The sequence below is a fragment of the Pseudomonas sp. NPDC089534 genome (assembly GCF_044749305.1).
GTDB classification, from domain to species: domain Bacteria; phylum Pseudomonadota; class Gammaproteobacteria; order Pseudomonadales; family Pseudomonadaceae; genus Aquipseudomonas; species Aquipseudomonas ekonensis.
In genome coordinates this window covers 25,030-45,145 of sequence record NZ_JBIVHR010000050.1, presented here as the reverse complement: position 1 = coordinate 45,145, position 20,116 = coordinate 25,030, and the positions used below count along the sequence as shown (strand labels likewise).

Sequence of the window (20,116 nt, the reverse complement as noted above, 5' to 3'; positions counted from 1 at the left end):
AGTAGAAAGTCGTGCTCTACTACCGCGAAAAAAGTGCGCCGGATTATGCCAGAAAAGCCCAAAAAGAGTAGGGCCCTCCCGTCGTAACGGCGTTATTCCGTCATCAGGCAGTGAATTTACCTGCGCTGAACCGTTTTAGTGCCGGGTATCTGACGGTGTCTCGACACCCGCGCCGGCGAACAATTGAGCGATATCCGCCGCGTCGAACAGGTAACGCTCGTTGCAGAACTGGCAATCGATCTCGACCTGGCCGCCGTGTTCGGCCACCAACTGCTGCGCATCCTCCAGGCCCAGGCTGACCAGCGCATTGCCCGAACGCTCCCGGGAGCAGCTGCAGCGGAAACGCAGTTTCTGCACGTCGAACAGGCGCACCTGCTCTTCATGGTAGAGGCGATGGAGCACGGTTTCGTTGTCCAGGCTCAACAGTTCGTCGGCGGTCAGGGTGCTGGCCAGCGCGGTGATGTGCTGCCAGCTCGCGGCGCGCTCCTCTTCGTCCTTCAGGCGGTCGGCCGGCAACTGCTGCAGCAGCAGGCCACGGGCGCGGCGGCCGTCGGCGTACAGCTTGAAGCGGGTGCCGACCTGTTGGGACATGACGAAGTAGTTGGTGAAGCAGTCGGACAGGGTCTCGCCGTCGAGGTCGACGATGCCCTGATAGCGCTGGCCGGCGGTCGGGTCGACGGTCAGGGCCAGCACGCCGTTGGGCATCAGGTCGGCGAGGGACGCGTTCGGCGCGATCTGATCGGCGTGGTAACGGGCCAGGCCACGGATCTCGCGCTCGCTGGAGCACTCGATCATCAGCAGCGGCACCGGGCCTTCGGAACGGGCCTGAAGGATCAGCAGACCGTCGAACTTCAGGGTGCCCACCAGCAGCGAGGCGGCCGCCATCAGTTCGCCCAGCAGTTGCGCGACCGGCTCCGGGTAGGGGTGCTTGGCGAGGACTTCGGCGTAGCTGCGCTCCAGCGCCACCAGTTCGCCGCGGGTGTCGCTGTCATCGAAGATGAAGCGTTGGGTGTAGTCGGTATCCGGGAAATCGGTCATGGGCTCGGTATCTGAATAAGATGACAAAATGGTTACAAGAGATGAAAATTTGCGCTTCTTGGCACCCTTTTTGGTGCGCTCGTTCTGCCACGGGAGGCATTTTATGAACAATCCGGGTTTGTTCCAATCAAGGTGGAACCTCGGCCGGCTGGTTCTGTGCAACGCGGTGCCGTTGGCACTGCTGGCTTTCTGGTTATGGCCCACGGGCCAGATGCTGTGTTCGGTTTTCGACGAGTGGCTGTTCCGCTCACTCAACGCGCCATTGGCCAGCAACCCCATATGGCTCCACATCTGGGCAATTGCAAGTCTGCGCCCTTTCGACATCGTGGTCGGCCTGATCCTCCTGACGCTGCTGATCAAGGGCGACTGGGTCTTCAAGGCCACCGACGTGCGCCGCGCCTTCTTCGGTTTCTTCTCGATCCTGCTGCTGATGGTGGTCATCCGCGCCCTGTTCTCCAAGTTCGCCGACCACATGGGCTGGCAGCACAGCAGCCCGTCGATGGTGCTGGAGGGCGCGGTGCACATCAGCGATTTCTTCCCGCACCTGGAAAAGACCTGGGAGCTGAAGGACCGCTCGAGCCAGAGTTTCCCCGGTGACCACGCTTCGGTGCTGCTGATCTGGGCGCTGTTCATGGGCGTGTTCAGCCGCACCACCGGCCAGCGCCTGACGGTCTGGGGCCTGGCGCTGCTGTTCATGCTGCCGCGGCTGGTGGCCGGCGCGCATTGGGGCCAGGACGACTACATCGGCGGCCTGCTGCTGGCCGTGTGGGCGCTGGGCTGGGGCTACTGCACACCGTTCGCGCACCATGCCGCGAACTTCTGGCTGAAGGCGACGGCGCCGGTCTTCGACCTGCTGGGCAAGTTGCCCGTGGTGTCGCGGATGAGTGTGGTGCGCGGCGTCTGATAACGCGTTGTCCTCAACTCGATTGCGGGCAGGCTCGCTCCCGCACTGATCGAACAGCGTTCGACCGGGCCTGCCCTGAAGCCACAGAAACAGCGGCGCTATTCGCCGCTGCTGTTCCCACGAAACTTGAACAGGTCGCGCCGCTGTTTCTTGCTCGGCTTGCCGTCGGTGCTCACCCCCAGCGCGCCGGCCTTGCGCATCGCCGCAGCCGCTTCGCGCTTGGCGACGCTGGCGTCGGTCTCGGCATACAGCGCCTGTGCCTCGGGCGCGCCACGGCGCACGATCGACAGCGCCTGAACCACCACCGTGCGCTCGTCGAAGCCGGTGCGGATCTCGAATTCATCGCCGATGCGTGGCTCTTTGCCAGGCTTGCAACGCTCCCCCCGACAATGCACCTTGCCGCTCTCGATGGCCGCCTTGGCCAGCGCACGGGTCTTGTAGAAACGTGCCGCCCACAGCCATTTGTCGAGACGGACCTTGTCGTCCTCTTCGCTTTTTTGTGCCATGGATTTTCCTCATTCTGAAATATTGGTGAACTGTACTACCGTTTCTGTCGTGCCATGAACGGCGCCGTCCGGGATTACAATCCGGCCCGCAGATATCTGTCGCCTTTTAACCCTTATTCTGCGTGAATACCGCCATTGCGGCCCCCGGGCCGGACGGTCTCACCGGCTGAGCATTTTTTTGAAGACATTTGACCATTTGACCGTCGTCGGTCTGCGCGAGTGGGTGGCGCTCCCGGATCTGGGAGTGGCGGGCCTGCGGGCGAAGATCGACACCGGCGCCAGCACCTCCAGCCTCCACGCCACCGACATCGAGCCGTTCGAGCGCGACGGCGAGAAGTGGGTGCGCTTCACCGCGCACCTGGGCACGGTGGTGCAATTGCGCCACCGGCGCTGCGAGGCGCCGCTGGTCACCCGCAAAACCATCAAGAGCTCCAACGGCCAGGCCCAGGTGCGCTACGTGATCAGCACCACCCTGGCCCTGGGCGACCGGGTCTGGCCGGTCGAATTCACCCTCGCCTGCCGCAAGTCCATGCGCTATCGCCTGCTGCTCGGTTCCAAAGCCCTGATCGACGGCCAGCTGGTGGTCAGTCCGGGCGTCAAGTATGTACAAGACAAGCCGGTGTTCCCGGTATCTACCTCCTCCACAGGTGTTGCATGAAGATCGCTGTGCTGTCGCGGAACCCGCGTCTGTATTCCACCCGCCGTCTGGTCGAAGCCGGAACCGAACGCGGGCATGAAATGGTGGTGATCGACACCTTGCGCGCCTACATGAACATCGCCAGCCACAAGCCGCAGATCCACTACCGCGGCAAGCCGCTGGAAGGCTTCGATGCGGTGATCCCGCGGATCGGCGCGTCGGTGACGTTCTACGGCTGCGCGGTGTTGCGCCAGTTCGAGATGATGGGGGTGTTTCCGCTCAACGAATCGGTGGCCATCGCCCGCTCGCGGGACAAGCTGCGTTCATTGCAACTGCTGTCGCGCCGGGGCATCGGCCTGCCGGTGACCGGGTTCGCCCACTCGCCGGACGACATTCCCGACCTGATCGACATGGTCAACGGCGCCCCGCTGGTGATCAAGGTACTGGAAGGCACCCAGGGCATCGGCGTGGTGCTGTGCGAAACCGCGACCGCCGCCGAGTCCGTGATCGAGGCCTTCATGGGCCTGAAGCAGAACATCATGGTGCAGGAATACATCAAGGAGGCAGGCGGCGCGGACATCCGCTGCTTCGTGGTCGGCGACAAGGTGATCGCGGCGATGAAGCGCCAGGCCAAGCCGGGGGAGTTCCGCTCCAACCTGCACCGCGGCGGCAGCGCCAGCCTGATCAAGATCACTCCCGAAGAGCGCATGACCGCCCTGCGGGCCGCCAAGGTGATGGGGCTGACGGTGGCGGGCGTGGACATCCTGCGCTCCAATCACGGGCCGCTGGTGATGGAAGTGAACTCCTCGCCCGGCCTGGAGGGGATCGAGACCACCACCGGCAAGAACGTGGCGGGGATCATCATCGAGCACCTCGAGAAGAACGGCGGGCCGAACATGACCCGCACCAAGGGCAAGGGCTGACCTTCACAGAAGAGGCGGCCGCAAGGCCGCCATCGCGAGCAGGCTCGCTCCCACAGGTTCCGCGCCGTTCGCATTAGCGGTGAACGACTCGGATCAATGTGGGAGCGAGCCTGCTCGCGATGAGGCCGTCAGCCCCACGGAACGACTGGCCTGTCAGACCGCATCCCGCGGCAGCATCAGCCCCAGCGGCAACCGCACCCGCGCCTCCAGCCCGCCGCCGGAGCGGTTGCGCAGCTCCACGTTGCCGCCGTGCATCGAAGCGATCCGCTTGACGATCGCCAGGCCCAGCCCGGTGCCCTTGCCGCCCCGTGCGCGGTCGCCGCGGGTGAACGGGTTGAAGATCGCCTCCAGCTCCGCCGGGTCGATCCCCGCCCCGCGGTCCATCACGCTCAGCACCACATACGGGGCGCTGGTGTCGCCGGACACGTAGGCCGCCACTTCCACGCCGCTGCCGGCATGGTTCAGCGCGTTGCCGATCAGGTTGTTGAGCAAGCGTTTCATCGACACCCGACGCAGCGGGAACGGCTGGATCGGCTCCAGGCGCAGGCGCACCTTCTCTTCGTTCTGGTTGTACGGCGCCGCCACCTCGCGCACCAGGTCGCTCAGGTCCACCTCCTCCACCGTCTCGTCCCGTCCGTCACGGATGAAGGCCAGGAACTGGTCGAGGATCGCGTCCATGTCTTCGATGTCGCGCACCATGTCGTTGGTCAGGTCGGTGCGGTCGCCCATCAGCTCCAGCGACAGGCGCAGCCGGGTGAGCGGTGTGCGCAGGTCATGGGAAACCCCGGCCAGCATCAGCTCGCGCTCGCGGCCGGCCTGCTCCACGTCTTCGGCCATCTGGTTGAAGGCGCGGTACACCTCGGTCATCTCGCTGGGGGTGTCGCTGATCGGCAGGCGCACGCTGCGGCCCTGTCCGAGTTGCCGGGCCGCATAGACCAGGCGCTTCAGCGGCTGGTTGAGCTGGCTGACGAAGATCCACGCCGACGCGGTGGACAACAGTCCGATGGCGAGGAACCAGCCGAGCACGTTCCAGATCTTCTGGCCGCGCAGCGGGTGCGGGTACAGCGGCACCTTCAGCCAGCCGTCGCCGAGGCTCGGCGCGCGCACCCACAAGGCCGGCGGCGAATGCATGCGCAGGCGCACTTCGGTGTCGGCCCCCAGTTCCGCCTGCATCTGGCGCTGGTAGATCTCGCTGTACGGCCAGTGGTGCTCGCCTTCCGGCACGCCGGCGCCCACCACCCGGATCAAGGTCGCGGCATCGGCGATCTTCGTGCGGTTCTCCTCGTCGGCCGCCCAATAGGCGCGCAGCGTCAGGGCGACGCCGTGGCTGTATTGGCGGTCCACCAGCACGTCCTCGTTCATCAGCAGGTAAACCAGGGTCAGGGCCTTGGAGAACAGCACGACGATGAGCACCAGCCACAGGGTGCGGGAGAAGAAACTTTGGGGGAACCAGACGGGGGTTTTCATGGATAGCCGCTACACGCTTGCAGGAGCGAGCCATGCTCGCATATTGCGGAGGGCGAGTCTGTGGGCGATCGCCCGTCAGACCCGCTTCTGCAGAACACCGGTCACTTGGTGGAGTTGCCGTCCGGCACGAACACATAACCCACGCCCCAGACGGTCTGGATGTAGCGCGGTTTGGACGGATCCGGCTCGATCATCCGGCGCAGACGGGAAATCTGCACGTCGATGGAGCGCTCCAGGGCATCCCATTCCCGGCCACGGGCCAGGTTCATCAGCTTGTCGCGTGTCAGCGGCTGGCGTGCGTTCATCACCAGCGCCTTGAGCACCGCGAACTCGCCGGTGGTCAGCATGTGCACTTCGTCACCGCGCTTGAGTTCGCGGGTGGCCAGGGACAGCACGTAATCGCCGAAGGTGACGCTTTCGTCCTCGCTGCCCGGTGCGCCCGGCACGGCCGGCGCCTGACGGCGCAGCACCGCCTTGACGCGGGCCATCAGCTCGTCGGGGTTGAACGGCTTGGCCAGGTAATCGTCGGCGCCCAGTTCCAGGCCCTTGATGCGGCTCAGCTCGTCGCCCTTGGCGGTGAGCATGATGATCGGAATCTGATTGTTCGCTGCGCGCAGGCGACGGCACGCGGTCAGGCCGTCTTCGCCCGGCAGCATCAGGTCGAGGACGACCAGGTTGAACACTTCGCGGGACAGCAGACGGTCCATCTGCTCGGTGTTCGGTACGGCGCGGGCACGGTAGCCCTTGCTGACGAAAAAGCGTTCCAGCAGGCTGCTCAGCCCCGGATCGTCGTCAACGATGAGAATTTTTTCGCCTTCAGCAGTTTGTGCAGTGCTGCTCATTGGATGCTCCTTTTAGCTCGGCGCGCATTATGGCGTAGCTGCCGTTATACGCACCGTGTGCATTGTTAGCAGATTTTTCCTTCACTGCCAGAAAACCGGGGCTTGCGCCTACACGGCTCGACGCCCCCGAATGACAGAACGCCGGTTATAATGCGCGGCCTTTTGTGCCAGGCAACGTCTGAATCGTTACCGTTGGTGGCCACTTCCTATTTTTCATGCCCACCGCAGTAATCGTTCGGTTTCACGGGTCAATGGACTGCTCCCTTGGCCCAGGCAGCGGCAAGCGCCAGGCCGCTCAACCAGGCTCCGGGCCTTTTTTCACGCCTGCGGGCCTGCTTTCACAATTTGTCAGGTGGTTTTATGGACAGCATCAACAGCCGCATCGCCGAGGAACTCGGTGTACGCCCGCAACAGGTCGAAGCGGCCGTCGCGCTACTCGATGAAGGCTCTACCGTTCCCTTCATCGCCCGTTACCGGAAAGAAGTGACCGGCAGCCTCGATGACACCCAGTTGCGTCATCTGGAAGAGCGCCTGCGCTACCTGCGCGAACTCGACGAACGGCGCGTCAGCATCCTCGCCAGCATCCAGGAGCAGGGCAAGCTCACCCCCGCCCTCGAACGCGACATCAAGCTCGCCGACACCAAGACCCGCCTCGAAGACCTGTACCTGCCGTACAAGCAGAAGCGCCGCACCAAGGGCCAGATCGCCCTGGAAGCCGGCCTCGGCGAGCTGGCCGACGGCCTGTTCAACGACCCGTCGCTGGCGCCGGAAGCCGAAGCCGCCCGCTTCATCGACGCCGACAAGGGCGTCGCCGACGCCAAGGCCGCCCTGGAGGGCGCCAAGTACATCCTCATGGAGCGCTTCGCCGAAGACGCCGGCCTGCTGGAGAAACTGCGCACCTTCCTCAAGCAGGAAGCCACGATCAGCGCCCGCGTGATCGCCGGCAAGGAAGAGGAAGGCGCCAAGTTCCGCGACTACTTCGAACACGACGAACCGCTCAAGAGCATGCCGTCGCACCGCGCCCTGGCGATCTTCCGCGGCCGCAACGAAGGCATCCTCAGCTCGGCCCTGAAGGTCGGCGAAGAGCTGCCGGGCACCCTGCATCCGTGCGAAGGCATGATCGGCCAGCACGTCGGCATCCAGAACCAGAACCGTCCCGCCGACAAGTGGCTGGGCGAAGTGGTGCGCTGGACCTGGAAGGTCAAGCTCTACACGCACCTTGAGACCGACCTGCTCGGCGAGCTGCGCGACGGCGCCGAAACCGAAGCGATCAACGTGTTCGCCCACAACCTGCACGACCTGCTGCTGGCCGCCCCGGCCGGCCCGCGCGCGACCCTGGGCCTGGACCCGGGCCTGCGCACCGGCTGCAAGGTCGCGGTGGTCGACGCCACCGGCAAGCTGCTGGACCACGCCACGGTCTACCCGCACGTGCCGCACAACAAGTGGGACCAGACCCTGGCCATCCTGGCGGCCCTGTGCGCCAAGCACTCGGTCGACCTGATCGCCATCGGCAACGGCACCGCCAGCCGCGAGACCGACAAGCTGGCCATCGAGCTGATCAAGAAATACCCGGCCATGAAGATGACCAAGGTCATGGTGTCCGAGGCCGGCGCATCGGTGTACTCCGCGTCGGAACTGGCCGCGAAGGAATTCCCGGACCTGGACGTGTCGATCCGCGGTGCGGTGTCCATCGCCCGCCGCCTCCAGGATCCGCTGGCGGAACTGGTGAAGATCGATCCGAAATCCATCGGCGTCGGCCAGTACCAGCACGACGTGTCGCAGCTGAAGCTGGCGCGCAGCCTGGACGCCGTGGTCGAGGACTGCGTGAACGCCGTGGGCGTGGACGTGAACACCGCGTCCGTGGCCCTGCTGGCGCGCATCTCCGGCCTCAACGCCACCCTGGCGCAGAACATCGTCGCCCACCGTGACGAGCACGGCGCGTTCAAGACCCGCGCGGCGCTGAAGAAAGTCGCCCGCCTGGGCGAGAAGACCTTCGAGCAGGCCGCCGGCTTCCTGCGCGTGATGAACGGCGACAACCCGCTGGACGCTTCGGCCGTGCACCCGGAAGCCTATCCGCTGGTCAAGCGCATCGCCGCCGAGACCGACCGCGACATCCGCTCGCTGATCGGCGACACCGGGTTCCTCAAGCGCCTGGATCCGAAGAAGTTCACCGACGAGACCTTCGGCCTGCCGACCGTCACCGACATCCTCCAGGAACTGGACAAGCCGGGCCGCGACCCGCGTCCCGAGTTCAAGACCGCCGAGTTCCAGGAAGGCGTCGAGGACCTCAAGGACCTGCAGCCGGGGATGATCCTCGAAGGCGTGGTGACCAACGTCACGGCGTTCGGTGCGTTCGTCGACATCGGCGTGCACCAGGACGGCCTGGTGCACATCTCGGCCCTGTCGGAGAAGTTCATCAAGGATCCGCGCGAAGCGGTGAAGGCCGGCGACGTGGTGAAGGTCAAGGTCATGGAAGTCGACATCCCGCGCAAACGCGTCGGCCTGTCGATGCGCATGAGCGACACGCCGGGCGAGAAGATCGACGGCGCCCGCGGCTCGCGTCCGGGTTCGGCGCCGCGCCAGGGCTCGAACAACGCGCCGCGCAAGGAAACCGCCACCGCCGCACCGGCCAACAACGCCATGGCGTCCCTGTTCGCCAACGCCAAGCAGTTGAAGAAGAAGTGATGGACATTCCGGCCGGGCTCGTCGAGAGCGCGTTCTTCAAGCTGCTGGGCTGCCGTCTGCACAGCCTGGAGACCGGGGTGGCGCAAGTCGCCCTGGCGCTGGAGCCGCAGTTGCGCAACCGCGGCGGCAAGCTGCACGGCGGCGCGCTGTTCAGCCTGGTGGACATCGCCATGGGGCTGGCCTGCTCCAGCACCCACGGCTTCGACCAGCAGAGCGCGACCATCGAGTGCAAGATCAACTACATCCGCGCCGTGTCCGACGGCGAGGTGCTGTGCACGGCCCGGGTGATCCACCCGGGCCGGCGCACGCTGGTGGTCGAGGCCGACGTCATGCAGGGCGACAAGCTGGTCGCAAAAGCGCAAGGCACGTTCGCTGTCCTGTAGCTAGCCGTCACCGATTTGAGTTAATTTCGGCGCTGTGACCGCAGCGCCGAAATTTTCCGTGCGCGTGCATCAGCCAGATTCAGGGACTGGAGTCGGCGTTTCCAAAGGGGCTTTCATGGCCCGAAAACCAGGCGAAAACGCCAGTTTCAACTTCACCCTTGTAGACCGTCCTGCCCACCCCCATATTGGGGCGACTGACGCGTGAAGGAATCCAAATTGAGCGAACTTCTCAACCGCCGCCTGGCCCTGCTCGGCGAGCGCGCCAACCTCTCCCTGCTCGAGCGGTGCCTGCACGGCATCGAACGCGAATGCCTGCGCGTGACCGGCGAGGGCCGCCTGGCGCAGACGCCGCACCCCGAGGCCCTGGGTTCCGCGCTGACCAACGAACAGATCACCACCGACTACTCCGAGTCGCTGCTGGAGTTCATCACGCCTGCCCTGCCCGACCCGGCCGACACCTTGGCCAGCCTGGAGCGCATCCACCGCTTCGCCTACAGCAAGCTCGGCAACGAGTACCTGTGGAGCCCGTCGATGCCGTGCCCGCTGCCGGCCGAGGAAGACATCCCGATCGCGTACTACGGCACCTCCAACATCGGTCGGCTCAAGTACGTCTACCGTCAGGGCCTGGCGCTGCGCTACGGCAAGACCATGCAGTGCATCGCCGGGATCCACTACAATTTTTCCCTGCCGGAAGGGCTCTGGCCGCTGCTCAAGCAGGCCGAGGGCTTCGAAGGCAGCGACCGCGACTTCCAGTCCGCGTCCTACATCGCCCTGATCCGCAACTTCCGCCGCTACAGCTGGCTGCTGATGTACCTGTTCGGCGCTTCGCCGGCGCTGGACGCAGGCTTCCTGCGCGGCCGCCCGCACCAGCTCGAACAGTTGGATCCGGACACCCTGTACCTGCCCTACGCCACCAGCCTGCGCATGAGCGACCTGGGTTACCAGAGCAACGCCCAGGCCGGCCTGACGCCGTGCTACAACGACCTGTCCAGCTACACCGACAGCCTGCGCAAGGCCGTCGCCACGCCGTATGCGCCGTACGTCGAGATCGGCACGCACCAGGACGGCGAGTGGGTGCAGCTGAACACCAACATCCTGCAGATCGAAAACGAGTACTACTCCAACATCCGCCCCAAACGCGTGACCTACACCGGCGAACGGCCGATCCAGGCGCTGATGGCCCGCGGCATCCAGTACGTCGAAGTGCGCTGCCTGGACATCAACCCGTTCCTGCCGATGGGCATCGACGTCACCGAGGCGCGTTTCCTCGACGCGTTCCTGCTGTACTGCGCGCTCAACGACAGCCCGCTGCTGACCGGCACCAGTTGCGGCAACGCCACCTCGAACTTCCTCAGCGTGGTCAAGGAAGGCCGGCGTCCCGGACTGCAATTGCAGCGTGACGGCCAACCGGTGGACATGAAGCAATGGGCGGCCGAACTGCTGGAGCACATCGCGCCGCTGGCGGCGATGCTCGACCGCAGCCAGGGCGGCGATGCCCACGCCAAGGCGCTCGATGCGCAGCGGGCCAAGGTCAGCGACCCGTCGCTGACCCCGTCGGCCCAGGTGCTGGCGGCGATGGCCGCGCACAAGGAAAGCTTCGCGCAGTTCTCCCTGCGCCAGAGCCAGGCCCATGCCGACTTCTTCCGCAGCGAGCCGCTGGCCGCCGAGGAACAGGCCCGGTTCGAAGCGCTGGCGCGCTCGTCGCTGGAGCAGCAGGCGGAGCTGGAACAGAACGAGGTCGGTGATTTCGATGTGTTCGTGGGTGCCTACCAGGCGAGCATCCTGGCGATCAGCAACTAGCCGACCCTGTGGCGAGGGAGCTTGCGCCCGCCCGGCTGCACAGCAGCCTAAAGTTTGGGGCCGCTCCGCGGCCCAGCGGGAGCAAGCTCCCTCCCCACAGGGCTTTAGATTTTTCCGCTCATAAGTTAATTCTAAAAAGTTATTTATTTTTAGATTCTTAGATCATTTAGTCTCCTTTCACGCCGACGACCGGTGGCCTGACAAGGAGCTCTCCCATGAAACTGAATACCCCGCTTCGCCTGCTGGCTGTGGCCTCCCTGGCCGCCGCCAGTTTCCTGGCCCAGGCCGCCGACCTCACCGTCGCCTACCAGACCACCGTCGACCCGGCGAAAGTCGCCCAGGCCGACGGCGCCTATGAGAAAGCCACCAAGGCCGACATCAGTTGGCGCAAGTTCGACAACGGCGCCGACATCATCGCCGCCATCGCCTCCGGCGACGTGCAGATCGGCTACCTCGGCTCCAGCCCCCTGACCGCGGCGGTCACCCGCAAGGTGCCGGTCGAGACCTTCCTCATCGCCACCCAGATCGGCGCCGCCGAAGCGCTGGTCGCCCGCGACGGCGCCGGCATCAAGACGCCGCAGGACCTGGTCGGCAAGAAAATCGCCGTGCCGTTCGTCTCCACCGGCCACTACAGCCTGCTGGCCGCCCTGAAGCACTGGAACATCGACCCGTCGAAAGTCACCGTGCTCAACCTCGCGCCGCCGGCGATCATCGCCGCGTGGAAACGCGGTGACATCGACGCCACCTACGTCTGGGATCCGGCCCTGGGCGTGGCCAAGGAAAACGGCAAGGTGCTGATCACCTCCGGCGAGCTGGCCAAGTTCGGCGCGCCGACCTTCGATGCGTGGATCGTGCGCAAGGACTTCGCGCAGAAGCATCCGGAGATCGTCACCGCGTTCGCCAAGGTAACCCTCGACGCCTACGCCGACTACCGCAAGGACCCGAAAGCCTGGCTCGCCGACCCGAGCAACATCGACAAGCTGGTGAAGCTGTCCGGCGCCAAGGCCAGCGACATTCCGCTGCTGCTGCAAGGCAACGTCTACCCGCTGGCGGCGGATCAGGTCAACGACCTCGGCGCGCCGACCACCAAGGCCATCACCGACACCGCCGTGTTCCTCAAGGAGCAAGGCAAGGTCGAGGCCGTGCTGCCGGACTACGCCCCTTACGTCAGCGCCAAGTACATCACCAACTGATCGGGAGTCGACCGCGATGGCCTTGCTTTCGCTGGAGCGCATCAGCGCACAGTACCCCGGCAGCCCGGAACCGGTGTTGTCGGATGTTTCCCTGACCCTCGGCCCCCGGCAACTGCTGGTGGCCCTCGGCCCGTCCGGCAGCGGCAAGACCTCGCTGTTGAACCTGATCGCCGGTTTCGTCGACCCCAGCGCCGGGCGCATCACCCTCGACGGCGTGCCGGTCAAGGGACCGGGCGCCGAACGCGGCGTGGTGTTCCAGGACGACGCCCTGCTGCCCTGGCAGGACGTGTTGGCCAACGTCGCCTTCGGCCTCGAACTGGCCGGCGCCGCCAAGGACAAACGCGAACAGCGCGCCCGGGAAATGCTCGCCCTGGTGGATCTGGCCGGCTTCGAGAGCCGCCGCGTCTGGCAGCTCTCCGGCGGCCAGAAGCAGCGCGTCGGCCTGGCCCGTGCCTTGGCCGCCGATCCGCGCGTGCTGCTGATGGACGAACCCTTCGGCGCCCTCGACGCGTTCACCCGCGAACAGATGCAGGAGCTGTTGCTGCAGGTCTGGCAACGCACCGCCAAACCGGTGTTCCTGATCACCCACGACATCGAAGAGGCGGTGTTCCTCGCCACCGACCTGATCCTGCTGGCGCCCAACCCCGGCCAGATCGTCGAACGCTTGCACCTGGACTTCGGCCAGCGCTACGCCGCCGGCGAACCGGCGCGGTCGATCAAGTCCGACCCGCGCTTCATCGAAACCCGCGAACACGTGCTCGGCAAAGTGTTCTCCCAACGCAACGCCGTCCGGCTACAGGAGCGCGCATGAGCAGCTACGACGTTTCCGCCGCCACGGTGAAACCCGCCAAACCCTCGACCGCCGTTGCGGCGCGGCGCAGCCTGAGCACCCGTTGGATCAGTGTGCTGACCCTGCTCGCCCTGCTGCTGGCCTGGTGGGCGGTGACCGCCACCGGCCTGATCGAACCGCTGTTCCTGCCGCCGCCCGCCGCCGTGCTGCAAAAGGGCTGGTTGCTGGCCACCAGCGGCTACATGGACTCGACCCTGTGGCAGCACCTGGGCGCGAGCCTCGGCCGCATCGGCCTGGGCCTGGGCTTCGCCATCCTGACCGCCGTGCCGGTGGGCATCGCCATCGGCGCCAACCGCATCGCCCGCGGTGTGCTCGATCCGCTGATCGAGTTCTACCGGCCGATCCCGCCGCTCGCCTACCTGCCGCTGATCGTGATCTGGTGCGGCATCGGCGAGGTGTCGAAAGTGCTGCTGATCTACCTGGCGATCTTCGCCCCCATCGCGATCGCCACCGCCACCGGCGTGCGCACGGTCGACCCGGCCAAGCTGCGGGCGGCCCAGTCGCTGGGCGCCACCCGCGGGCAACTGATCCGCCACGTGATCCTGCCCAGCGCCCTGCCGGACATCCTCACCGGCATCCGCATCGGCCTCGGCGTGGGCTGGTCGACCCTGGTCGCCGCCGAACTGATCGCCGCCACCAGCGGGCTGGGTTTCATGGTGCAGTCGGCGGCGCAGTTCCTGGTGACCGACGTGGTGGTGCTGGGGATCCTGGTCATCGCCCTGATCGCCTTCGCCATGGAAATGGGCCTGCGCGCCCTGCAACGCAGACTGGTGCCGTGGCACGGCCAGGCCCACTGACTTTTCCTCGTGGGAGCCCGCCTGCTGGCGATGGCGCCAGTCCAGGCACCGCAGACAGGCGCTCCCACCGCTTGAACCGCCCCCACCCCGAACATTGATGAGAGCACCATGAGCGACCTGAACATCGTTCCCTTAAGCCCGGCCCTCGGCGCGCAGATCAGCGGCGTCGACATCAGCCAGCCCTTGAGCCAGGAGCAGCGCGACGCCATCGGCCAGGCGCTGCTCAAGCACCAGGTGCTGTTCTTCCGCGACCAGCCCATCGAGCCTGCGCAACAGGCACGCTTCGCGGCGTACTTCGGTGACCTGCACATCCACCCGATCTACCCCAACGTGCCGGAACAGCCCGAGGTGCTGATCCTCGACACCGCCGTCACCGACGTGCGCGACAACGCGATCTGGCACACCGACGTGACCTTCCTGCCGACCCCGGCGATGGGCGCGGTGCTCAGCGCCAAGCTCCTGCCGGAGTACGGCGGCGACACCCTGTGGGCCAGCGGCATCGCGGCCTACGAAGCGCTGTCGGCGCCGATGAAGGCCCTGCTCGAAGGGCTGACCGCCACCCACGATTTCACCCGCTCGTTTCCGCTGGAACGCTACGGCAACACGCCCGAAGCGCTGGCGCAGTGGGAAGAGGCGCGGCGCAAGAACCCGCCGCTGTCGCACCCGGTGATCCGCACCCACCCGGTGAGCGGGCGCCGCTCGCTGTTCGTCAACGAAGGCTTCACCTCGAAGATCAATGAACTGTCGGAGACCGAAAGCGAGGCGATCCTCAAGTTCCTGTTCGCCCACGCCACCCGTCCGGAGTTCACGATCCGCTGGCGTTGGCAGAAGGATGACATCGCGTTCTGGGACAACCGCGTGACCCAGCATTACGCGGTGGACGACTACCGCCCGGCCCGGCGGGTGATGCAGCGGGCGACGGTGCTGGGGGATGTGCCGTTCTTTCGCTGACGGCTGCGTCGCCGGCGACGGCCCCATCGCTGGCAAGTCGAGTCGTCGCACCGCAGCTCCCACAGGGTCTTGCGGTGCATATGGATCCTGCGGACACCAGGGATACCTGTGGGAGCCGGCTTGCCGGCGATGGCGGCGGGTCTGTCACCAAAGATGTCGGCAGTGCCGGCCTCATCGCTGGCAAGCCAGCTCCCACAGGGTCTTGCGGCGCATATGGATCCTGCGGACACCAGGAAAACCTGTGGGAGCCAGCCTGCTGGCGATGACGGTGTGACAGGCGCCGCAGGATCCGGCGCCTGACGCTTACTCGGCCGTCGACGGCTTCTCCCACAGATTGATCCCGCCCTCCTGGGCGAACCGGTCGATTTCCGCCAGCTCTTCGGCGCTGAAGCTCAGGTTCTTCAGCGCCCCGACGTTCTCGATGATCTGCTCAGGCCGGCTCGCGCCGATCAGGGCCGAGGTCACCCGCGGGTCGCGCAGCGTCCAGGCCAGCGCCAGTTGCGCCAGGCTCTGGCCGCGACGCCGGGCGATTTCGTTCAGCGCCCGCACATGGGCGATGTTGGCCTCGGACAGGTGCGAGGCCTGCAGCGAACCGCCGCCCGGACGGTTGACCCGCGCATCGGCCGGCACGCCGTTGAGGTACTTGTCGGTCAGCAGGCCCTGCGCCAGCGGGGTGAAGGCGATCACCCCGGTGCCGAGTTCGTCGGTGGTGTCGAGCAGGTCCTTTTCCACCCAGCGGTTGAGCAGGTTGTAGGCCGGCTGGTGGATCAGCAGCGGCACTTTCCATTCCTTGAGCAGCGCGGCGATTTCGCGGGTCTTCACCCCGGAATACGACGAGATGCCGACGTACAGCGCCTTGCCCTGCTGCACGGCGGTGGCGAGGGCGCCGGCGGTCTCCTCCAGCGGGGTGTCCGGATCGAAGCGGTGCGAATAGAAGATGTCCACGTAGTCCACGCCCAGCCGTTGCAGGCTCTGGTCGAGGCTGGCCAGCACGTACTTGCGCGAGCCGCCGCCCTGCCCGTAAGGGCCCGGCCACATGTCCCAGCCGGCCTTGCTGGAGATGATCAGTTCGTCGCGGTAGCCCTTGAAGTCTTCGCGCAGCAGGCGGCCGAAGTTGATCTCGGCGCTGCCGTAGGGCGGGCCGTAGTTGTTGGCCAGGTCGAAGTGGTTGATCCCCAGGTCGAACGCCGTGCGCAGCAAGGCGCGCTGGGTGTCGATCGGCGTGCTGTCGCCGAAGTTGTGCCACAGGCCCAGGGACAGCGCCGGCAGCACCAGGCCGCTGCGGCCCACGCGGCGGTAAGGGATGGCGTCGTAGCGGTTTTCGGCAGCGGTGTAAGTCATCGAATCCTCTCTTGCTTGAGTTTCAGCCATTGTCGGTCGGACATTTCCTGTGGCGAGGGAGCTTGCTCCCGCTCGGTTGCGCAGCGACCGCCGGTGCACCCGGCGGGAGCAAGCTCCCTCGCCACACAATCTCTACGCGAATCGATTGCCGGGCCGGGCCAGGCCCAGGTGCTCACGCAGGGTCCGGCCCCCGTACTCGGTTCTGAACAGCCCGCGCCGCTGCAGTTCCGGCACCACGCCGCGGGCGAAATCCTCAAGCCCTCCCGGCAGGTGCGGCACCAGCACGTTGAAGCCGTCCGCCGCGCCCTGCTCGAACCATTCCTGCAGGCGGTCGGCGATCTGCGAAGCCGTCCCGACCAGGCTGTAATGGCCCCGTCCGCCGGCGACCCGGCGGCCCAGTTCGGCGAGCGTCAGCCGCTCCCGGCCGGCCAGTTCCGTCAGCAGCGCCTGGCGGCTGCGCTGGCCGCTGTCGGTCAGCGGCAGTTCAGGCAACGGTCCGTCCAGCGGGTACTTCGACAAATCGAAGTTGCCCAGCATACGCCCAAGCAAGGCCACGCCCACCTCGGGTTCGACCAATTGCTGAAACGTTTCACATTTTTCCTGCGCGTGCGCTTCCGTCTGCCCGACCACGACGAACACACCCGGCATGATTTTCAGCGAATCGGCGCTGCGCCCGTACCGGGCCAGACGGCCCTTGAGGTCGGCGTAGAACGCCTGGGCGTGCGCCAGCGAGGCCTGCGCGGTGAACACCACGTCGGCGGTCTGCGCCGCCAGTTCGCGCCCGGCCTCCGATGAGCCCGCCTGCACGATCACCGGCTGCCCCTGGGGCGAGCGCGCCACGTTCAGGGGGCCCTTGACCCGGAAATGCTCGCCGACGTGATCCAGCACATGCAGCTTGGCCGGGTCGTAGTACGCGCCGCTGGCCTTGTCGCGCAGGAAGGCGTCGTCCTGCCAGCTGTCCCAGAGCCCGGTGACCACCTGATGGAACTCACGGGCGCGGCGGTAGCGTTCGGCATGGCCGAGGTGTTCGTCGCGGCCGAAGTTCAGCGCTTCGGCGGCGTTGTCCGAGGTCACCAGGTTCCAGCCCGCCCGGCCGCCGGACAGGTGATCGAGCGAGGCGAACTTGCGCGCCACGTGGTACGGCTCGTTGTAGCTGGTGGTGGCGGTGGCGATCAGGCCGATGCGCTCGGTGACCGCGCTCAGGGCCGACAGCAGCGTCAGCGGCTCGAAATGGTCCGAGCGCGCCATGCGGCTGGCGATGGGCTGGGTCGGAGCGGCCACGCTGTCGGCGACGAACAGCGCATCGAACTTCGCCGCCTCGGCGATCTGCGCCAGATGCTTGTAGCGGGCGAAATCCAGGCCGGCATCGGCCGGCACCTCGGGATGCCGCCAGGCGGCGACGTGGTGTCCGGTGGCCATGAGGAATGCGCCGAGGCTCAACTGTCTGCCCATGTCAGAAATCCTTGCGCAGCTGCACGCCGAAGTAGCGCTCGTCGTCGCGGGGCACGGCGCGGTAGATGTAGTTGCCGCCGCTGGCGAGCAGCGGCGAGTAGGACTTGTCGGTGAGGTTCTTGCCCAGCAGGGCCACGCGCCAGCCGCTGGCGTAGTCGGCCAGGGCGACGCTGGCGTTCCAGATCCCGTAGGCGCCCTGCTTCGTGTCGGCGTTCTGGCTGATGTCGTACTGCACTTCGCTCTGCCAGCTGTAGTCGGTGCCCAGTTCGATATCCAGGCCGTTGTCCAGCGGGATGGTGTAGTCGGCGCGCACGTAGCTTTTCCAGTCCGGGCTGAACGGCAGCGGCTTGCCGTTGACGTTGCACGAGGCCGCCGCGCCCGCCGGGCAGGCGAATTCGTCGATGCGCGCACGGGTGTAGGCAAATGCCCCGGACAGCTTCAGTTGCCGGGTCGCCTGCAAGGCGTAGTCGAGCTCGACGCCTTCGGTGCTGACGCTGCCGGCGTTGATCAGGCGCGTCACCACCTGGCCCGCGACGGTGTCGAAGAAGTTGGCCTGGTAGTTGTCGTAGTCGCTGTGGAACACCGCCAGGTTGGTGGTCAGGCGGTTGTTCCACGACGTGGCCTTGATCCCGGCCTCCCAGGTGTTGGAGGTTTCCGGCTTGAGCGCTTCGGTGTCGCGCGGCTGCATGTTGAAGAACACGTTGTACGCCGGGCCCTTGTAGCCGCGCGAGTAGGTCAGGTAGGTGGTGACGGCGTCGCTCAGGTCGTACTGCACGCCGAGCCGGCCCGACCAGCCGTCCTCGTCCACCGAACCGGAGCTGCCGGTCCCCGGCTGGATGCCGCTGACCGCCGTTGCGGAAGTGGACACCCGGCGGTGGTCGTACTCCAGATCGTCGTGGGTGTAGCGCAGGCCGGCGATGCCGCGAAAGTCCGGCGTGAAGTTGAGCGTGGTCTCGCCGAACACCGCGTAGCTGTCGCTGGTGGTGCCGTAGTCGGCGACGCCGCGGTCGGTGCGGGTCGTTGTGGTGAGCGTGCGCCGGTAAGTCTCTTCGTCCTTGCCGTGCATGTAGAACAGGCCGCCGACGTATTCGAGGAATTCGCCTTTGGGCGAGGCCAGGCGCAGCTCCTGCGAATACTGGTCGAAGGCCAGGTCGCCCTTGTCCGCCGTGCCGGGGAACGCCGCCGTCACCGTGCCGAGGCGGTCGCCGTCCTGGTACTGGGTGTTGTCCCAGCCGCGCCAGGCGGTGATCGAGGTCAGGGTGTAGTCGCCCAGGCGCCAGTCGAGCTGGCCGGAGAGGCCTTTGTTGATGTCTTCGACGTGGCTGCGGGTGTCGGTGTTGATGTCGCGGTTGTGGTCGCTCGCGCCGACCGGGCGCAAGGCGTTGGCGAAGGCCGGGGTCAGCGCTTTCGTCACCACGCCGTTGGGCCCGTCGTCGTGGGACTGCATGTAGTCGCCGATCAGGGTGAAGGTGACGTCGTCGTTCGGGGTGAACTCGAGTTTGCCGCGCACCCCGCGATGGTTGTAGCCGTTGACCTCCTGACCGTTGCGTTTGTTGTCGACGTTGCCGTCGTAGGTGCCGAACAGCGTGCTGACCGAGCCCTTGAGCGTGTCCGGCACCAGGCTGCCGCCGATGCCGAAGCGGGTGCGGCTTTCGTTGCCGCTGTAGTAGGCCTGGTCGATGTAGCCGTGGGTCTCGCGGGTCGGCGCCTGGCTGGTGATGTTGAGCACGCCGGCCGAGGCGTTCTTGCCGAACAGCGTGCCCTGGGGACCGCGCAGCACTTCGACGCGCGCAAGGTCCAGCAGGTCGAGGGTGGCCTGGCCCGGCCGGGCGTAGACCACGCCGTCGATCACCGTGGCCACCGTCGGCTCGACGCCCGGCGAGGTGGAAATCGTGCCCACCCCGCGCACGAACAGCGAGGTGTCCTTGTTCGAGGCGCCGGTGCGGAAATTCAGCGACGGCACCTGCTGGACGATGCCCGCCACGCCGTTGCGGTTGTCGCGCTCCAGTTGTTCGCCGTCGATCACCGACACCGCCACCGGCACCTGCTGCAGCGACGCCTCGCGGCGGGTGGCGGTGACCGTGACGGGCTTGAGCGTCGGCTCCTGCCCGTCGCCGTCGGCCGCGAAAGCGGTGGGCAGCGGCAGTGCCGCCAGCCCGGTGAACAGCCAGCCCGCCGTGCGGACGGACTGCGCCAGTGTGTGTGTCGCCCCAGAAATCTTGTGCATGGTCGCCCGCTCGAAAATGGCCCTGAACCGCTGCCGTTCTGCGACGGCAGCGCCTGAATCGGTGTCTTGGGCATTCGCTTGGGCGAGTAGCGGACAAGATGCGTTGTTAGCGCTAACATC

At 66.3% G+C, this 20,116-nt stretch carries 17 protein-coding genes; 10 read left to right on the top strand and 7 right to left on the bottom strand.

The features are described 5' to 3' along the window. Window positions 1-135 precede the first annotated feature (135 nt). Window positions 136-1,038, bottom strand: coding sequence for an Hsp33 family molecular chaperone HslO (gene hslO, locus ACIP0B_RS16705; protein ID WP_085581958.1), 903 nt, complete (start codon window positions 1,036-1,038; stop codon window positions 136-138). A gap of 103 nt (window positions 1,039-1,141) precedes the next feature. Between hslO and ACIP0B_RS16700 the strand changes: the two genes are divergently transcribed. Next, a complete protein-coding gene (locus ACIP0B_RS16700; RefSeq protein ID WP_400833813.1) occupies window positions 1,142-1,942 on the top strand; it encodes a phosphatase PAP2 family protein in 801 nt (266 codons plus the stop codon). Window positions 1,943-2,040: 98 nt separating this feature from the next. Here ACIP0B_RS16700 and ACIP0B_RS16695 read toward each other — a convergent pair whose 3' ends face one another. After that, the gene (locus ACIP0B_RS16695) at window positions 2,041-2,448 is read right to left on the bottom strand and encodes an RNA-binding S4 domain-containing protein (RefSeq protein ID WP_400833810.1); all 408 of its coding nucleotides are present in this window, start codon (window positions 2,446-2,448) and stop codon (window positions 2,041-2,043) included. Between the two features lie 211 nt (window positions 2,449-2,659). Between ACIP0B_RS16695 and ACIP0B_RS16690 the strand changes: the two genes are divergently transcribed. Continuing rightward, on the top strand, window positions 2,660-3,106 hold the full coding sequence (locus ACIP0B_RS16690; RefSeq protein ID WP_170930020.1) for an ATP-dependent zinc protease: 447 nt from the start codon (window positions 2,660-2,662) through the stop codon (window positions 3,104-3,106). Further along, complete coding sequence (gene rimK, locus ACIP0B_RS16685) at window positions 3,103-4,008, top strand: 30S ribosomal protein S6--L-glutamate ligase (protein ID WP_065257794.1); 906 nt, start codon at window positions 3,103-3,105, stop codon at window positions 4,006-4,008. Before ACIP0B_RS16690 ends, rimK begins: the two co-directional genes overlap by 4 nt. Window positions 4,009-4,161: 153 nt before the next feature. Here the strand turns inward: rimK and ACIP0B_RS16680 are convergent, their stop codons facing one another. Together ACIP0B_RS16680 and ompR are read right to left on the bottom strand one after the other, a co-directional pair. Continuing rightward, on the bottom strand, window positions 4,162-5,475 hold the full coding sequence (locus ACIP0B_RS16680) for an ATP-binding protein (RefSeq protein ID WP_400833807.1): 1,314 nt from the start codon (window positions 5,473-5,475) through the stop codon (window positions 4,162-4,164). 101 nt (window positions 5,476-5,576) lie between these two features. Next, window positions 5,577-6,317, bottom strand: coding sequence for a two-component system response regulator OmpR (ompR, locus tag ACIP0B_RS16675; RefSeq protein WP_400833804.1), 741 nt, complete (start codon window positions 6,315-6,317; stop codon window positions 5,577-5,579). Between the two features lie 360 nt (window positions 6,318-6,677). Here ompR and ACIP0B_RS16670 point away from each other — a divergent pair, with 360 nt between their 5' ends. The 7 genes from ACIP0B_RS16670 to tauD all read left to right on the top strand — a co-directional run bounded on the left by ACIP0B_RS16670 (window position 6,678) and on the right by tauD (window position 14,976). Further along, window positions 6,678-9,002 (top strand): Tex family protein, encoded by a 2,325-nt coding sequence (locus tag ACIP0B_RS16670; protein WP_400833800.1) that lies wholly within the window; start codon window positions 6,678-6,680, stop codon window positions 9,000-9,002. Then, window positions 9,002-9,385, top strand: a complete 384-nt coding sequence (locus tag ACIP0B_RS16665; RefSeq protein WP_400833798.1) for a PaaI family thioesterase — start codon at window positions 9,002-9,004, stop codon at window positions 9,383-9,385. The genes ACIP0B_RS16670 and ACIP0B_RS16665 overlap by 1 nt, the downstream gene beginning before the upstream one ends. Window positions 9,386-9,601: 216 nt before the next feature. Next, window positions 9,602-11,185 carry a glutamate--cysteine ligase gene (gshA, locus tag ACIP0B_RS16660; protein WP_400833796.1) on the top strand — a complete coding sequence of 528 codons (1,584 nt, stop codon included), beginning with the start codon at window positions 9,602-9,604 and terminating at the stop codon, window positions 11,183-11,185. Between the two features lie 215 nt (window positions 11,186-11,400). Beyond that, complete coding sequence (tauA, locus tag ACIP0B_RS16655) at window positions 11,401-12,378, top strand: taurine ABC transporter substrate-binding protein (RefSeq protein WP_400833793.1); 978 nt, start codon at window positions 11,401-11,403, stop codon at window positions 12,376-12,378. 16 nt (window positions 12,379-12,394) lie between these two features. Continuing rightward, entirely contained in the window at window positions 12,395-13,189 is a 795-nt protein-coding gene (tauB, locus tag ACIP0B_RS16650; protein WP_400833791.1) for a taurine ABC transporter ATP-binding subunit, read from the top strand. Next, complete coding sequence (gene tauC / locus ACIP0B_RS16645) at window positions 13,186-14,025, top strand: taurine ABC transporter permease TauC (protein ID WP_400833788.1); 840 nt, start codon at window positions 13,186-13,188, stop codon at window positions 14,023-14,025. Before tauB ends, tauC begins: the two co-directional genes overlap by 4 nt. A gap of 108 nt (window positions 14,026-14,133) precedes the next feature. Next, window positions 14,134-14,976: a taurine dioxygenase gene (gene tauD, locus ACIP0B_RS16640; protein WP_400833787.1), complete on the top strand. Its 843-nt coding sequence runs from the start codon at window positions 14,134-14,136 to the stop codon at window positions 14,974-14,976. 303 nt (window positions 14,977-15,279) lie between these two features. Here tauD and mgrA read toward each other — a convergent pair whose 3' ends face one another. The 3 genes from mgrA to ACIP0B_RS16625 form a co-directional block, all read right to left on the bottom strand. Next, window positions 15,280-16,317 carry an L-glyceraldehyde 3-phosphate reductase gene (gene mgrA, locus ACIP0B_RS16635; protein ID WP_217894118.1) on the bottom strand — a complete coding sequence of 346 codons (1,038 nt, stop codon included), beginning with the start codon at window positions 16,315-16,317 and terminating at the stop codon, window positions 15,280-15,282. A 132-nt stretch (window positions 16,318-16,449) separates the two neighbouring features. Beyond that, window positions 16,450-17,769: an LLM class flavin-dependent oxidoreductase gene (locus tag ACIP0B_RS16630; RefSeq protein WP_400833784.1), complete on the bottom strand. Its 1,320-nt coding sequence runs from the start codon at window positions 17,767-17,769 to the stop codon at window positions 16,450-16,452. Window position 17,770: 1 nt separating this feature from the next. Then, a complete protein-coding gene (locus ACIP0B_RS16625; RefSeq protein ID WP_400833782.1) occupies window positions 17,771-19,996 on the bottom strand; it encodes a TonB-dependent receptor in 2,226 nt (741 codons plus the stop codon). Window positions 19,997-20,116: the final 120 nt, after the last annotated feature.